We start from the raw sequence: 15,065 nt of genomic DNA on the forward strand, positions 1-15,065 counted from the left end.
GGTTCCGGTGCAGAGGGGTTGGAAGGGCGTCGGAAGCGTCAGCTTCGCGTCGCGGCCAGCGTCAGCAGGTCGGCGCGCAGCCGGGCGTCGGAGAGTGGCGCACCGGCATAGCGCTGGATCATCCGGTGGCGGGCGTCGAACATCCACAACTCGCTGGAATGGAAGCCGAGGCCGCCGCCGCCGGGGCGCATCGCCGAGAAGGTGGACGTCAGCCGCGCGACATCCTGCGGGCGGCCGGTGACGAAGCTCCAATGGCGGGTGTCGGCGCCGAACCGGCGGGCGAAGCGGCCAAGCGCGGCGGGCGTGTCGTTCTGCGGATCGACGCTGACCGACAGCAGCGCGACCGTGTCGCGCAGCGCCGGGGGCAGATCGCGGTCGAACCGCGCGAGCTGCGCGGTCTGCATCGGGCAGGTCGAGCCGCAGCGGGTGAAGATGAAGTTGACCAGCACCGAGCGACCGGCGAACCGCGCTGCGGTCACCGGACGCCCGGCCTGATCGATCAGGCCGGGCAGCAGCGGCGTCAGCGTGTCGACATCGGCGGCCGCCGTCCGTGCCGCGATCGACGCGGACGCAAGTGGCAGGATGGCCGCGACGACCGCCATCAGGACGACCAATGCCACATGCATGGCGCCTCCCCGGCCATCAAGGGCGCGCGGCATGGACACGCCGTCCGGGTTCATCGATGGCGTGGGCCGCGATCCGCGACGTGCCGCTGCGATACGAGATGCCATGATGCTCATGGTAACGCCCGATGCCACGGAAGCGTTAACACGAGCTTGTCTAGACAGGGTTAAGCATTCTTCCGAAAAATGGTCTTTGCGTCGTGACCGATTCATGACACGGGGCGGCATGCTGAAATTCCGGATCAAGCGCGAAGCTGAGCAGAACATGCGTGCGGCCAAGCGGCTGGACGAGATCGTGATTTCCATCGGGGCGCTGGGCGACGAGGACCTGCTCGATCTTGCCGACATCTTCCGCCACCAGCCGGAAACTCCGATCTTCCGATGGGCCTCCACGGAGATGGCGCGGCGTAAAATAACGCTGTGATGCCGTATGTTAGGCCGATCGCCTGTTTGGCCATCGGCCGCGAGACCATCGGCGCTTCACATGCCGGAGGGAACCCGATCGCCCCGATAGCGCTTCACAGCATCTCTATCGAGGAAAGCCGATCGTGCGTGCGCAAGACAAAGAAACCACGGCCAAAATCCTTCGCGGTGCGCTGTCGGGGCTGATCGCGGGGGCTACGGCCTCGTTCGTCATGGATCGCTTTCAGGCCGCGGTCGCCGCGATGGCGTCGAAGGACGGCGATGGTGACGCGGAGCCCGCGACGGAGAAGGCGGCGGACGGGATCGCGCGGACGTTGACGGGGGGTGCGGTGCCCCAGGCGGACAAGCCGCTCGCCGGGCAAACGGTCCATTATGCGCTCGGGATCGGCCTCGGTATCGCTTACGGCATAGCGGCCGAGTTTCAGCCGGCGGTCACCACGGGCTTCGGCGCCGTCTTCGGCTTGGGGACGGCCACCGTGATGGACGAGGCCGTCGTCCCCGCGCTCGGGCTGGGACCGGCGCCGTGGAAGGCGGGGAGCGGCACCAATCTCTACGCCTATGCATCGCATCTGGTCTTCGGCGGAACGACCGAGCTTGTTCGGTCGCAGGTGGCGAGCACGCTTCGATCCTGAACGGCGGCCCCGCATCTCACGACCGTCAGCCGTCTTCGGCGCATCATCGACCAAGGAATATACCCATGACCCTGTCCCGACGCGACCTGATCGCCACCGCTGCGGCTGGAGGAACGATGCTGGCCACCAACGCGGCGGCGCAGAGTGGCCCGCAACCCGTCCAGGGCGGGCAGGGGGCACCGATCATCGGCCCTCGCAACCCGGCGCGCGAGGCCGAGGATCCGAATACGATCAGCCCGCCCAGCACCGATCATGGCACCATCCCCAACCTCAAATGGTCGTTCGCTGACAGCCATATGCGGCTGGAGGAAGGCGGCTGGGCGCGCCAGACGACGACGCGCGAGCTGCCGATCTCCAAGGAGATGGCGGGCGTCAACATGCGGCTCAAACATTATGTCGTCCGCGAGATGCACTGGCACAAGGAGGCGGAATGGGCCTTCATCCTGAAAGGCAGCGCGCGCATCACCGCGGTCGATCAGGAAGGGCGCACCTTCGCCGACGACGTGCACGCGGGCGATCTCTGGTATTTCCCGGGCGGCATCCCGCATTCGATCCAGGGCCTGCCGAGCGCCGACATCGACGGCGTCGAGTTCCTGCTGGTGTTCGACGATGGCGATTTCTCGGAAGATTCGACCTTCCTGCTGACCGACTGGCTGGCGCACACGCCACGCGACGTGCTCGCCAAGAATCTGGGCGTTACCGAGGATCAGCTCGCACCCCTGCCGAAGAAGGAGCTGTACATCTTTCCGGGCGCCCCGCCGTCGCCGACGCTTGCGGGCGACACGATGCACGGCAACGGCAAGGTGCCCGAAAGCTTCAGCCATCGCATGACCGCGCAGGCCCCGATCAAGCTGAAGGGTGGTGAGGTGCGCATCACCGACACGCGGCAATTCCCCGCATCCAAGACCATTTCCGCCGCGCTGGTTGATCTCGAGCCGGGTGCCTTGCGCGAACTTCACTGGCACCCGAACGGCGACGAATGGCAATATTATATCGAGGGCCAGGGGCGGATGACGGTGTTCGCCAGCGAGTCCAAGGCGCGCACCTTCGATTATCAGGCGGGTGACGTGGGCTATGTCCCGCGGGCGATGGGCCATTATATCGAGAATACCGGCACGACGCGGCTGCGCTTTCTCGAGGTGTTCCGTGCGCCGCTGTTTCAGGATCTGTCGCTTACCCAGTGGCTCGCGCTGACGCCGCATCAACTGGTCCAGTCGCATCTCAAGATCGATCGCGCGCTGATCGACGGCCTTCCCGCGACCAAGCAGCTCGTAGTTCGCTGAGCCTGGGCAGGGGTTGCAAGACGAGGCGGCGAGCGGCGGGCGGCAGGCGGCGGCCGCTAAAACTAAGGTTGTGGCGCGCCCATCGGCGGGCCATGCGCCACGAGGTGACCCGTCTTTCCCGTCCGTTGCCCTTCGCGCTGCTGCTCCTCGCGATCCCGACCACCGTCTCGGCGCAGACCGCGGCGACCGATCCCGCCCCCGAACCCGATATCGTCGTGCTCGGCCGCGGGCTCGACCTGCCGCCGGGGACGCCCGCTTACGGCGCGACGATCATCGATCGTGACCGGTTGACGACCGATGCGTCGGGCCGTGTCGAGGACGTGCTCGCCGATGTCGCGGGGCTCCAGCAGTTCCGCCGGTCGGACAGCCGCTCCGCCAATCCGTCTGCGCAAGGGGTGACGCTGCGGTCGCTCGGCGGCAACGCCACCAGCCGGACGCTGGTGCTGCTCGACGGCGTGCCGATCGCCGATCCGTTCTTCGGCTATATCCCGTTCAACGCGCTGTCGCCCGAGCGGCTGGCCGCGGTGCGAGTCACGCGCGGCGGCGGTACGGGGGCGTTCGGGGCGGGCGCGGTCGCCGGCACGATCGAGCTGGTGAGCGCAGGGCGCGCCGACCTGCCGCTCGTCAGCGGCGAGGCGTCCTATGGCAGCTATGATTCGCAGCAGCTCGCCGCCACCGTCTCGCCGAATGTCGGCGCGGGCTATGTCTCGCTTTTTGGCCGCTACGACCGGTCGGACGGCTTCTACACCACGCCCGCGGACGAGCGCGTCGCAGCGACGGTGCGCGCCGGCTATCGCGACTGGACGACGGGCTTCCGCGCGGTCGCGCCGATCGACGCGCAGACCGAATTGCAGGCGAGCGGCACGATCCTGCGCGACGACCGCGTGCTGCGCTTCGCCGGCGCCACGTCGTTCTCGAACGGCGAGGATGCGAGCGTCCGCCTGATCCATCGCGGCGCCTGGCAGGTCGAGGCGCTCGCCTATCTCCAGGCGCGCGACTTCGGCAACGAGGTGGTTAGTTCGACCACCTACCGCGTGACGCTCGACCAGCGCCGCACCCCCTCGACCGGGATTGGCGGCAAGATCGAGATCCGGCCGCCGGTCGGCCCCGATCACGTCCTGCGGATCGGCGTCGACACGCGGCGCGCGGACGGCACCCTGTACGAGGACGCGTATGGCGCGACCGGGCTCGTCACCGCGCGGCGCACCGCTGGCGGCGAGACGGGCACCACGGGTGGGTATGCGGAGGACGACTGGACGATCGGGCATCTGGTGCTGACCGGCGGCGGGCGGATCGATCGCTGGACGATCGATGACGGCTTCTTTCGCCAGACGACGGTGACCGGCACGCCCACGATCACCAGCGCCTATCCCGATCGCAACGGCACGATCGGCACCGGCCGCGTCGGTGCGCTGTTCCATGCGATGCCCGCGATCGACCTGCGCGCCGCGGCCTATACCGGTTTCCGCGTGCCCACGCTCAACGAGCTGTATCGCCCGTTCGTGGTGTTTCCGATCACCACCCAGGCGAACGCCAATCTGAAGCTGGAGCGATTGAAGGGCGTGGAGGGTGGGATCGATCTCCATCCGGCCGCATGGGCGTCACTGTCGCTAACCGGCTTCTACAACCGGCTGGAGGATGCGGTGGCCAACGTCACGATCGGCACCAATTTGCGCCAGCGCCAGAATGTCGATGCGATCGTCGCGAAGGGGATCGAGGCATCGGCGAGCCTCCGCCACGACGCGGTTTCGCTGACCGGGTCCTACGCGTTCAACGACAGCCATGTCCGCGCGAACGGCGTCCAGGCGCAGCTCGACGGGCTCGATCCCGCGCAGAGCCCGCGGCACGCCGCCAGCGCCACGCTCGCCTGGTCGCCGGCGGGCGGGCCGTCGCTGTCGGGAACGGTGCGCTATATCGGCCGGCAATATGAGGACGATCTCGAAACCGCGGTGCTGCCCGCAGCGACCGTGATCGACGCGGTCGCGGGCGTCCCGGTCGGCCACGGCGTGTCGGTGGTCGCGCGGGCGGAAAACCTGTTCGACGCGACCGTCGTCACACGGAATTCCGGCGGCTCCATCGACCTCGGCACGCCGCGTACGCTATGGATCGGCATACGGATCGGGAGAGCGCGATGACGGGCGATGTGGTGGCGGTGCCGGACTGGGCGGAGGAAACCGGGATCGGCGCGTCCGATTATGCCGCCCTGTACGCGCAGGCTGAAGAGGCGCCGGAGCGGTTCTGGCTGGATGCGGCGACGCGGCTCGACTGGATCCGGCCGCCGGGCGTCGCGGACGAGAGCAGCTTCGCCGAAGCCGATTTCCGCGTCCGCTGGTTCGCCGACGGCACGCTGAACGTCGCCGCGAACTGCCTCGACCGGCATCTGGCGCAGCGCGGCGCGCAGACCGCGATCGTCTGGGAACCCGACGAGCCGTCGGAGGCGGCGCGCACGCTCACCTATCGCGAACTCCACGCGGAGGTCTGCCGCTTCGCGAACGTCTTGAAGCAGGCGGGCGCGACCAAGGGCACGCGGGTGACGCTCTACATGCCGATGATTCCCGAAGCGGCGGTCGCGATGCTGGCCTGCGCGCGGATCGGCGCGGTGCATTCGGTGGTGTTCGGCGGCTTCTCGCCCGATGCGCTCGCCGGGCGGATCACCGATTGCGGCTCGACCATCCTCGTGACCGCGGACGAGGGGCGGCGCGGCGGCAAGCGCGTGGCGCTGAAGGACAATGCCGACAAGGCCGCCGCGCTCGCGCCGGGGCTGGAGCGGATCGTCGTCGTCCGCGCGACCGGCGCCGACGTCGCGATGACCGAAGGCCGCGACATCTGGTATCACGAGGCCGCCGCTACGGTCGCCGCCGAATGCGCGGCCGAGCCGATGAACGCGGAGGATCCGCTGTTCATCCTCTACACCTCGGGATCGACGGGCAAGCCCAAGGGCGTGGTCCATACCAGCGGCGGCTATCTGCTCTGGGCCAACCTCACGCACGCCTGGTGCTTCGATCCGCGGCCGGGCGAGATCTTCTGGTGCGCCGCCGATGTCGGTTGGGTCACCGGGCACAGCTATATCGTCTATGGCCCGCTGTCGAACGGCTGCACGACGCTGATGTACGAAGGCGTGCCCAACTGGCCGAGCGCCAGCCGTATCTGGGAGGTGATCGACCGCCACCGCGTCGCGACGCTGTTCACCGCGCCCACCGTGCTGCGCGCACTGATGCGCGAGGGCGATGCGCCGGTGAAGCGCACCAGCCGCGCGTCGCTGCGCCTGCTCGGTTCGGTCGGCGAGCCGATCAATCCCGAGGCGTGGCGCTGGTATCACCACGTGGTCGGCGAGGATCGTTGCCCGATCATCGACATGTGGTGGCAGACCGAGACGGGCGCGGGAATGATCGCGCCGCTGCCCGGCGCCACGCCGCTGAAGCCCGGATCGGCGACCCGGCCGCTGCCCGGCGTCTTTCCGCAGATCGTCGACAATGAGGGCGCGGTGCAGGACGGCGCGGCGGAGGGGCCGCTGGTGATCGCGCGGAGCTGGCCGGGGCAGATGCGCGGCGTGTGGGGCGATGCCGAACGCTTCTTCGAGACCTATTTCCGCACCTTTCCGGGCACCTATTTCACCGGCGACGGCGCCCGGCGCGATGCGGACGGCTATTACTGGATCACCGGGCGGATCGACGACGTCATCAACGTGAGCGGCCACCGCATGGGCACCGCCGAGGTCGAGAGCGCGCTGGTGCTGCACGCACAGGTCGCCGAAGCCGCGGTCGTCGGCTTTCCGCACGACATCAAGGGGCAGGGCATCTACGCCTATGTCACGCTCAACGCCGGTCTGGAGCCGTCGGATGATCTGCGTCGCACGCTGATCGCCTGGGTGCGCAGCGAGATCGGGCCGATCGCCGCGCCCGACGTGATCCAGTTCGCCCCCGGCCTCCCCAAGACGCGATCGGGCAAGATCATGCGCCGCATCCTGCGCAAGATCGCGGAAGGCGACGTATCGTCGCTGGGCGACACCTCGACGCTCGCCGATCCGGCCGTCGTGGACGATCTCGTCGCGAACCGCGCACGGCCCTGAGCTGCCGGCCCCGCATGAAATCGATCGACAACCGCGTCCGGCAAGCCGATCAGGACTATCCATGAACAAGGGGATGACGGCGATGAGAATTCTGGGTCTGGCATTGGTCACCTGCGCGGCGCTTTCGTTGGCGGCATGCGACAAGAGCGGCGACAAGAAGCTGGCGGACCGGGTGGAGAACCACGCCGATGCGCAGGCCGACGCCCTGCAGAACCAGGCCGCCGCGCTGTCGGCGGAGGCCAAGCAGGTCCGCAAGACGGGCGAGCGCCGCGCCGACGCGATCGACGCGGCCAACCTGAACACCGCCGCCATGAGCAACGCGCAAAAGGCCGCGATCGTCAACGGCGCGGCACCCGCGGTCCAGTGATCGCCGCCGCCGGGGCGGCCCGTCCGGCTGGCGGATCGCGGTGACCGCCCGTCTGCGCCAGCTCCTCGTCAATATCGGCGAAAAATTCTGGCTGTTGCCGGCGATCCTTGTGGTCGTTGGCATCCTGCTGGCCGTCGGGCTGGTCGATCTGGATCGCAGCGGGCTCGTTCCGCAGTGGCTGATCGAAAGCCCCTGGCTGTACAATGGCGGCGGCACCGGCGCGCGGACGCTGCTCGGCGCGGTGGCGTCGTCGACGATCGGCGTGGCGGGCACCGTGTTCTCCATCACGATCGCATCGCTGTCGCTCGCCGCCGGCCAGATGGGGCCGCGGCTGCTGCGCAATTTCGTGCGCGACCGTGGCAACCAGTTCACGCTCGGCGCCTTTCTCGGCACCTTCTCCTATGCGCTGATGGTGTTGCGCAGCGTGCGTACGCAGAGCGAGGGATCGTTCGTCCCGCACGCGTCGATGACGGTGGGCATCCTGCTCGCCTTTCTGTGCGTGGGCGTGCTGGTGTTCTTCGTCGGCCACATGGCGGGGCGGATCAACGTCGATACGGTGATTGAGCTCGTCAGCGCCGATGTGCGCCGCGCAATCGACCGGCTGACGACGACCGAGCCGGTGCGCGGCGATGCCGGTCCGGTCTTCACCGCCGCCGCGGCGAGCGTGCCCGATGGCCGGCGCGGTTATCTGCAGGAACTCGACGCCGGCCGGCTGGCGGATTGGGCGGCCGCGCACGGCGCCGCGATCCGGCTGCTCGTCCGTCCTGGCGACTATGTCTTTCCTGGCGCTGCGATCGCGCTGGTCGAGCCCGCGATCGAGGGTGCGGAACGCGCGATCCGCCATGCCACTGCGCTGGGAAGCCAGCGGGTCAGCAGCGTCGATCTCGAATTCGCGGTACGGCAGCTGGTGGAGATCGCGGTGCGCGCGCTGTCGCCCGGGATCAACGATCCGCACACCGCGCTCAGCGTGCTCGACCGGATGGGCGCGGCGTTGTGCGACATGGTGCCGCGCCACCTGCCCGACGGCGTGGTGATGCGCGACGGCCGCTCGTGCCTCGCCTTTCCCGTGGTGTGCTATGACGGGCTGGTGGATTCGATGTTCCACATGATCCGCCAGAATGCGGCGGGCAGCCCTGCGGTGCTGATCCGGATGATCGAGGTGATGACGGTGGTCGTCGGCTATGAGCGCCGGCCCAATCGCGGGGCGGTGCTTCAGCGGCATGCCGATCTGGTGCTGGCCGATGGCGAGCGCGATATCGCCAACCCGGACGATCTGGAGGAATTGCGGATGCGGCATACGCGGTTCGCGGCGATGCGCTCGGGCGGCCCCGTGGCCGTCGCGCGGGGCCGGGCATGAGCGCCACGAACGGGGGAGCACACCGATGTCGATGATCCACGGCGTGACGATCACGCCGTTCGATGCCGCCGCGATCCTGATCGTGCTGGCCGCGGTGCTCGGCTTCATCAACAACCTGTTTCTCCACCTGCCGCAATCGATCGGGCTGACGGTGATGGGCGCGGTCGCGTCGTTGCTGGTCGTGGGTCTGGATCGGCTGATCCCAGGCGGCAACCTCGGCCACGGCGTCACGCGCTTTCTCGACGGCATCGATTTTCACAAGACGCTGATGGACGGCATGCTGTCGTTCCTGCTGTTCGCGGGTGCGCTGCATGTCGATTGGCGCGAGATGCACCGGGGCCGCGCGGCGGTGATCGTGCTCAGCACGGTCGGCGTGCTCGTCTCGACGGTGCTGATCGGAACGGGATTTCACCTGCTGACCGGCGCGATCGGCTATCCCGTGCCATGGCTCTGGGCGTTCACCTTCGGCGCACTCATCAGCCCGACCGATCCCGTCGCGGTGCTCGACATCCTGAAACGCACCGACGTGACGCCGACGCTCGAGGCGACGGTCGCCGGGGAGAGCCTGTTCAACGATGGCGTGGGTGTCGTGATCTTCACGATCCTGTTCGCCGCCGCGATGGGCACCGATCCGCTGTCCGCCGGCCACGCCTCCGTGCTGTTCGTCCAGGAGGCGGGCGGTGGCGCGGTGCTGGGGCTGCTGATCGGCTGGATCGCGATGCGCGGCATGTGCCGCATCGACGATTACAAGGTGGAGGTGATGATAAGCCTGGCGGTGGTGATGGGCGGCTATGCGGTGGCGAGCCGGATCGGCGTCAGCGGCCCGGTGGCGATGGCGGTCGCCGGCCTGCTGATCGGCAACCACGGCGTGGCGCACGCCATGAGCGAGAATACGCGCGATTATCTGCTGAAATTCTGGTCGGTGATCGACGATCTGCTGAATGCCGTGCTGTTCCTGCTGATCGGGTTGGAGGTGGTGACGATCCCCTCCGAAATGCCGCTGTTGATCGCCGGTGTCGCCGCCATCCCGCTGGTGCTGCTGGCGCGCACGCTGTCGGTGTTCGGGCCGCTGATCGTGGTGAGGCCGTTCCTGTCGCTCGGGCCGCTGGCGCCGGTGACGCTGATCTGGGGCGGGATGCGGGGCGGCATCTCGGTCGCGCTCGCACTCAGCCTGCCGCATTCCGGCGCGCGCGATCTCGCGCTCACCGCCACCTATATCATCGTTCTGTTCTCGGTGATCGTCCAGGGCGGCAGCATCGAACGCGTGCTCGGTTGGTGTTCGCGGCGCGTGGCTGGAAATGCAGGGTCCGGAAACGCCGGAGCCGGCGAACCGCGATGATGCTTGCCCCGGCGGGGCCGCAGCGCCGATAAGGCGCGGATGGCCTTGTCGTTCGAAAACATCTCCCGCCGCATGGCCGGCTTCGTCGACGGCCGGTTCAGCCGGAGCCGCCAGGCGCTCTCGCGGCTCCGGCGGCGGCTGGCGACCGGGATCGGCGCCGTGGTGCTGGGGCTGGCGGCGCTCGCCTTCGCCAAGCTGGGCGATCTGGCGCAGCAGCTCTTCGGCCATCTTCTCGCGACGCTCTCCTACGGGGTGCTCCTCCTGACGCCGGCGATCTTTGCGGGCGTGGTCTATGCCACGATGCGCTGGGTGCCCGATGCGCGCGGCTCGGGCATCCCGCAGGTGATCGCCGCCGGCCGCGATCCGCAGCGCGAGGCCCTGGGGCCGCTGGTTTCGATGCGGACCGCGCTCGCCAAGGTGGCGATGACGCTCGCCATGCTGCTGGGCGGCGGATCGGTCGGGCGCGAGGGGCCGACCGTGCAGTTGAGCGCCGCGATCATGGTCGCGGTGCACCGGCTGCTGCGCGTGCCGATCGGCGCGGGCGTGCTGATCGCCGGCGGCGCGGCGGGGGTGGCGGCGGCGTTCAACACGCCGCTCGCCGGCGTCGCCTTCGCGATCGAGGAACTGGCATCGGCCTATGAGCAGAAGGTGGCGGTCCTCGTGATGGCGGCGGTGATGATCGCGGGGCTCGTCAGCCTCGGCATCGCGGGCGACTATGTCTATTTCGGCACGATGGGGCAGACGCTGGGGCTGCGCACCGTCCTGCTCGTCACGCCCGTGGCGGGGATCCTCGGCGGCGCGTCGGGCGGCATCTTCAGCCGCGTGGTGCTCGAATTCGCAGCGCCGTCGCGGGGCTGGATCGCGCGGTTGCGCAGCCGGCCGGTGATGTTCGCCGCGGGCTGCGGCCTGGTCGTGGCGGCACTCGGGCTGGTGAGCGCGGGTGCGACCTGGGGCACCGGTTACGCGGCCACCCGCCAGCTCGTCGAAAGCCACGGCCAGCCTTTGTGGTTCGGGCCCGCCAAGTTCCTGGCGGCGCTCGCGACCACGCTCAGCGGCGCGCCGGGCGGCGTCTTCGCGCCGTCGCTCGCGGTCGGCGCCGGGGTCGGCAACGTGCTGACGATCCTGTTCCCGCACGATCCGGCGGGGGCGATCGTGCTGCTGGGGATGATCGCCTATTTCGTCGGCGTCGTCCGCGCCCCGCTCACCGCGGTCATCATCATCAGCGAGACGACCGCGAGCCGCGGCCTCATCATCCCGCTGTTCGCGACCGCGCTGCTCGCCGATGTCGTCGGCGCCATGGTGTGCCCGACGCGGCTCTATCATGGCCTTGCCAAGCCCTTCCTGCGCGGCACCCCGGCCAAGCCCGACATCGCGGCCTGACCGCACGGGCGCCGGCCTATCGAGGGAACCGTCGGCGGGGCCGGACGGTTCGTCACACTCTTTCCCTGCCGGAGGACGTGCGCGGTTGATGCGGTGCCCGGCCTTCGCCTAAGGCTGTGCGCATGACCGACATTCCCAACACGCAACCCGACAGCCGCGAAACGACGATCCTCGACGCGCCCGACAAGATGGTCAAGGTGCGCGACCTGTTCGGGATCGACAGCGACATGCAGGTGCCCGCGTTCAGCGAAGCGGACGAGCGCGTGCCCGATCTCGATCCCGCCTATGTGTTCGATGCCGACACGACGGTCGCGATCCTGGCAGGCTTTGCGCACAACCGCCGCGTCATGGTGCAGGGCTATCACGGCACCGGCAAGTCGACGCACATCGAGCAGGTGGCGGCGCGGCTCAACTGGCCGTGCATCCGCATCAACCTCGATGCGCATATCAGCCGCATCGATCTCGTCGGGCGCGACGCGATCGTCCTGCGCGACGGCCAGCAGGTCACCGAATTCCGCGAGGGGCTGCTGCCCTGGGCGCTGCAGACGCCCACCGCCCTGGTGTTCGACGAATATGATGCGGGCCGCCCCGACGTGATGTTCGTGATCCAGCGCGTGCTGGAGACCGAGGGCAAGCTGACCCTGCTCGACCAGAATCGCGTGATCCGCCCAAGCCCCTGGTTCCGTCTGTTCGCCACCGCCAACACGGTGGGCCTGGGCGACACCAGTGGCCTGTATCACGGCACGCAGCAGATCAACCAGGGCCAGATGGACCGCTGGAACATCGTCGTGACGCTCAACTATCTGCCCGCCGCGGTCGAGGCGCGGATCGTGCTCGCCAAATCGGGCGAATATGACAAGCCCGACGGCAAGAAGGCGGTCGACAACATGGTCCGCGTGGCGGACATGACGCGCAAGGGCTTCATCAACGGCGACATCTCGACGGTGATGAGCCCGCGTACCGTCATCACCTGGGCGCAGAACGCGCTGATCTTCGGCGATATCGGCTTCGCCTTCCGCCTGAGCTTCCTCAACAAGTGCGACGAGGCGGAGCGGTCGCTGGTCGCCGAATATTATCAGCGCGTGTTCGGCAAGGATCTGCCCGAAAGCGTGGTGGGGAAGGCTTGAGCGCATGACTCGCGCCGAAGCCCTGAAACGACTGCGCGACCATCGCCAGGATCTCTATGCGATGGGAATCGAGCATGTCGCGATCTTCGGCTCGACCGCGCGCGACGAGGCGACGCCATCGTCGGACCTCGATCTGGCGGTAACGCTGCGCGCGGACATGCGATTGGGGTGGGATTATTTCGACCTCGATCAGCGTGTCGGGCAATTGCTGGGGGTTTCGGTGGACGTGGTGTCCGACCCCGGACGCCGACCCCGGCTGCAGGCTGCCATCGAACGCGACCGTATCGATGCTTTCTGAACGAACCGCGGATCGCCTGCGCGACATCATCGACGATGCCCGGCGGATCGGCGACTTCCTCGGCACCATGACGCTGAACGATTTCCTGGCGAGCGAGCGCACGCTTTTCGCAGTTGAGCGGCTGTTGCAGCGGATGACCGAAGCCGCCATCCAGATCGAGCCCAAGGATGCCGAGCGGCTTTCGGCGGCCTTGCCGATCGCGAAGATGCGCGGATTGGGGAATCGGCTGCGCCACGAATATCGCGACTTGGACAGGGCGGTCGTGTTCGAGATCGCTCGGGCGGAGGTGCCCGCGCTGGCTGCCGCCGCGCAACACGCGCTGGACGAGGGCTGATGGCCAACGAAACCCCTCTCGACCGGTTCAAGGCGGTACTCGGCGGAACCGCACGCGCGATCGCGGCGGAGCCCGAGATCGAGCTGGCCTTCACCGCCGACGCGCCCGCGCAAAGCGGCAAGCACATCAAGGTGCCGATGCCCGCGCGCGCGCTGCCCGCGGATCAGGTGGCGGAGGCGCGGGGCTTCGCCGACGGCTTCGCGCTGCGGCTGCGCCACCATGATGCGCCGCTGCATCTGCGCGCCGCGCCGGCCGAGGCGGTGGCCCGCGCCGTGTACGACGCGGTGGAGACGGCGCGCGTCGAGGCGCTGGGAAGCCGGGGCTATCAGGGCATCACCGCCAATCTGGCGATGGCGCTCGACGTGCGGCTGCGCGCCGACCCGATCACGCGCGCGCGGGGCCGCGACGAGGTGCCGCTGTCGACCGCGCTGGCGCTGCTCGTCCGCGAGCGGCTGACGGGCGAGGCGTCCCCCGCGGTCGCCGCGCCGGGGCTGGCGCTGGTGCGCGAATGGGTCGAGTCGAAGACCGACCTCGACGCGCTGGCGCTCGCGCTCGACGACCAGCGCGCGTTCCAGGGGCTGGCCATGAAGATGCTGGCCGATCTCGAACTCGTCGAGGGCGAGCCTGCCACCGACGACGCCGACGAGGGCGGCGACGAGGACGAGGGCAGCGAGGAACAGGCGCAGGACGACGACGCCGACGAGGGCGAGGAACAGGGCGGCGAAGGCCAGGCCGAGATGGAGGCGCGCGGCGAATCGCGCGAGAGCGACGACGAGGGCGAGGGGCAGGACACCAGCGAGGACTCGCTCGACGACATGGACGGCGAGCCGGGCGACGATGGCGAGGAGGGTGCGCAGCCGGTGCGCCCCAACCGGCCGTTCGCGGACCCGTCCGCGCAGTTCGACTACAAGCCGTGGACGACGCAGTTCGACGAGGTGATCGCTGCGAGCGAACTGTGCGATGCCGACGAACTGGCGCGGTTGCGCGGCTATCTCGATCAACAGCTCGTCCATCTGCAGAGCGCGGTGTCGAAGCTCGCCAACCGGCTCCAGCGGCGGCTGATGGCACAGCAGAACCGCAGTTGGGACTTCGATCAGGAAGAGGGTCTGCTCGACGCCGCGCGGCTGGCGCGCGTGGTGGTGAGCCCGGGCCAGTCGCTCAGCTACAAGATCGAGCGCGAAACCGATTTTCGCGACACCGTCGTCACGCTGCTGATCGACAATTCGGGATCGATGCGCGGCCGTCCCATTTCGATCGCGGCGATCAGCGCGGACATCCTCGCGCGCACGCTGGAGCGGTGCGGCGTGAAGACCGAGATCCTGGGCTTCACCACCCGCGCCTGGAAGGGCGGCCAGTCGCGCGAGACATGGCTGGCGGCAGGCCGGCCGCCGCAACCCGGACGGCTGAACGACATCCGCCACATCGTGTACAAAAAGGCCGACGAGCCGTGGCGCCGCGCGCGCAACGCGCTGGGGCTCATGATGCGCGAGGGGCTGCTGAAGGAGAATATCGACGGCGAGGCGTTGCTCTGGGCGCATGCGCGGTTGCTCGCACGGCCCGAGGAGCGGCGGATCCTGATGGTGATCTCGGACGGCGCGCCGGTCGACGATTCGACGCTCAGCGTCAATTCGGGCAGCTATCTGGAGCGCCATCTGCGCCAGGTGATCGGCTGGATCGAGACGAAGTCACCCGTCGAACTCGCCGCGATCGGCATCGGCCACGACGTGACGCGCTATTATTCGCGCGCCGTCACGATCATGGATGCCGAGCAACTGGGCGGCACGCTGATCGAGCAACTGGCCGCGCTGTTCGATACGGATTGAGGGCCGTCTG

General features: G+C 68.7%; 14 protein-coding genes. 13 read left to right on the plus strand and 1 reads right to left on the minus strand.

The features are described 5' to 3' along the window. Positions 1-38 precede the first annotated feature (38 nt). A complete protein-coding gene (locus L8H00_RS03970; RefSeq protein ID WP_242095949.1) occupies positions 39-620 on the minus strand; it encodes an SCO family protein in 582 nt (193 codons plus the stop codon). Positions 621-657: 37 nt separating this feature from the next. Here L8H00_RS03970 and L8H00_RS03975 point away from each other — a divergent pair, with 37 nt between their 5' ends. From L8H00_RS03975 to cobT, 13 genes are all read left to right on the plus strand, one after another. Continuing rightward, positions 658-1,047: a hypothetical protein gene (locus L8H00_RS03975; protein ID WP_242095950.1), complete on the plus strand. Its 390-nt coding sequence runs from the start codon at positions 658-660 to the stop codon at positions 1,045-1,047. Between the two features lie 124 nt (positions 1,048-1,171). Continuing rightward, entirely contained in the window at positions 1,172-1,678 is a 507-nt protein-coding gene (locus tag L8H00_RS03980) for a DUF1440 domain-containing protein (protein WP_242095951.1), read from the plus strand. Positions 1,679-1,743: 65 nt separating this feature from the next. Further along, positions 1,744-2,961: an oxalate decarboxylase family bicupin gene (locus L8H00_RS03985; RefSeq protein WP_242095952.1), complete on the plus strand. Its 1,218-nt coding sequence runs from the start codon at positions 1,744-1,746 to the stop codon at positions 2,959-2,961. Between the two features lie 152 nt (positions 2,962-3,113). Beyond that, a complete protein-coding gene (locus L8H00_RS03990; protein WP_242096265.1) occupies positions 3,114-5,096 on the plus strand; it encodes a TonB-dependent receptor in 1,983 nt (660 codons plus the stop codon). Next, positions 5,093-7,030 (plus strand): acetate--CoA ligase, encoded by a 1,938-nt coding sequence (acs, locus tag L8H00_RS03995; RefSeq protein ID WP_242095953.1) that lies wholly within the window; start codon positions 5,093-5,095, stop codon positions 7,028-7,030. The genes L8H00_RS03990 and acs overlap by 4 nt, the downstream gene beginning before the upstream one ends. 82 nt (positions 7,031-7,112) lie before the next feature. Continuing rightward, complete coding sequence (locus tag L8H00_RS04000; RefSeq protein WP_242095954.1) at positions 7,113-7,397, plus strand: hypothetical protein; 285 nt, start codon at positions 7,113-7,115, stop codon at positions 7,395-7,397. 40 nt (positions 7,398-7,437) lie between these two features. Further along, entirely contained in the window at positions 7,438-8,754 is a 1,317-nt protein-coding gene (locus L8H00_RS04005) for a DUF2254 domain-containing protein (RefSeq protein WP_242095955.1), read from the plus strand. A 25-nt stretch (positions 8,755-8,779) separates the two neighbouring features. Then, the gene (locus L8H00_RS04010; RefSeq protein ID WP_242095956.1) at positions 8,780-10,093 is read left to right on the plus strand and encodes a sodium:proton antiporter; all 1,314 of its coding nucleotides are present in this window, start codon (positions 8,780-8,782) and stop codon (positions 10,091-10,093) included. A 72-nt stretch (positions 10,094-10,165) separates the two neighbouring features. Continuing rightward, positions 10,166-11,473: a chloride channel protein gene (locus tag L8H00_RS04015; RefSeq protein ID WP_242095957.1), complete on the plus strand. Its 1,308-nt coding sequence runs from the start codon at positions 10,166-10,168 to the stop codon at positions 11,471-11,473. 122 nt (positions 11,474-11,595) lie between these two features. Then, positions 11,596-12,600: a cobaltochelatase subunit CobS gene (gene cobS / locus L8H00_RS04020; RefSeq protein WP_242095958.1), complete on the plus strand. Its 1,005-nt coding sequence runs from the start codon at positions 11,596-11,598 to the stop codon at positions 12,598-12,600. A 4-nt stretch (positions 12,601-12,604) separates the two neighbouring features. Next, the gene (locus L8H00_RS04025) at positions 12,605-12,898 is read left to right on the plus strand and encodes a nucleotidyltransferase domain-containing protein (protein ID WP_242095959.1); all 294 of its coding nucleotides are present in this window, start codon (positions 12,605-12,607) and stop codon (positions 12,896-12,898) included. Then, on the plus strand, positions 12,888-13,232 hold the full coding sequence (locus L8H00_RS04030; RefSeq protein ID WP_242095960.1) for a HepT-like ribonuclease domain-containing protein: 345 nt from the start codon (positions 12,888-12,890) through the stop codon (positions 13,230-13,232). The genes L8H00_RS04025 and L8H00_RS04030 overlap by 11 nt, the downstream gene beginning before the upstream one ends. Continuing rightward, positions 13,232-15,055, plus strand: a complete 1,824-nt coding sequence (gene cobT, locus L8H00_RS04035; RefSeq protein ID WP_242095961.1) for a cobaltochelatase subunit CobT — start codon at positions 13,232-13,234, stop codon at positions 15,053-15,055. Before L8H00_RS04030 ends, cobT begins: the two co-directional genes overlap by 1 nt. Positions 15,056-15,065: the final 10 nt, after the last annotated feature.

Source organism: Sphingomonas sp. CROZ-RG-20F-R02-07 (assembly GCF_022662335.1).
In the GTDB taxonomy this organism is placed as follows: Bacteria; Pseudomonadota; Alphaproteobacteria; order Sphingomonadales; family Sphingomonadaceae; genus Sphingomonas.

Coding starts and splice junctions, on each gene's coding strand:
- L8H00_RS04010 (WP_242095956.1), top strand. CDS start 8,780: ATGTCGATGATCCACGGCGTGACGATCACGCCGTTCGATGCCGCCGCG.
- acs (WP_242095953.1), top strand. CDS start 5,093: ATGACGGGCGATGTGGTGGCGGTGCCGGACTGGGCGGAGGAAACCGGG.
- L8H00_RS03975 (WP_242095950.1), top strand. CDS start 658: ATGGACACGCCGTCCGGGTTCATCGATGGCGTGGGCCGCGATCCGCGA.
- L8H00_RS04015 (WP_242095957.1), top strand. CDS start 10,166: ATGGCCGGCTTCGTCGACGGCCGGTTCAGCCGGAGCCGCCAGGCGCTC.
- L8H00_RS04000 (WP_242095954.1), top strand. CDS start 7,113: ATGAGAATTCTGGGTCTGGCATTGGTCACCTGCGCGGCGCTTTCGTTG.
- L8H00_RS03985 (WP_242095952.1), top strand. CDS start 1,744: ATGACCCTGTCCCGACGCGACCTGATCGCCACCGCTGCGGCTGGAGGA.
- L8H00_RS04025 (WP_242095959.1), top strand. CDS start 12,605: ATGACTCGCGCCGAAGCCCTGAAACGACTGCGCGACCATCGCCAGGAT.
- cobS (WP_242095958.1), top strand. CDS start 11,596: ATGACCGACATTCCCAACACGCAACCCGACAGCCGCGAAACGACGATC.
- cobT (WP_242095961.1), top strand. CDS start 13,232: ATGGCCAACGAAACCCCTCTCGACCGGTTCAAGGCGGTACTCGGCGGA.
- L8H00_RS04030 (WP_242095960.1), top strand. CDS start 12,888: ATGCTTTCTGAACGAACCGCGGATCGCCTGCGCGACATCATCGACGAT.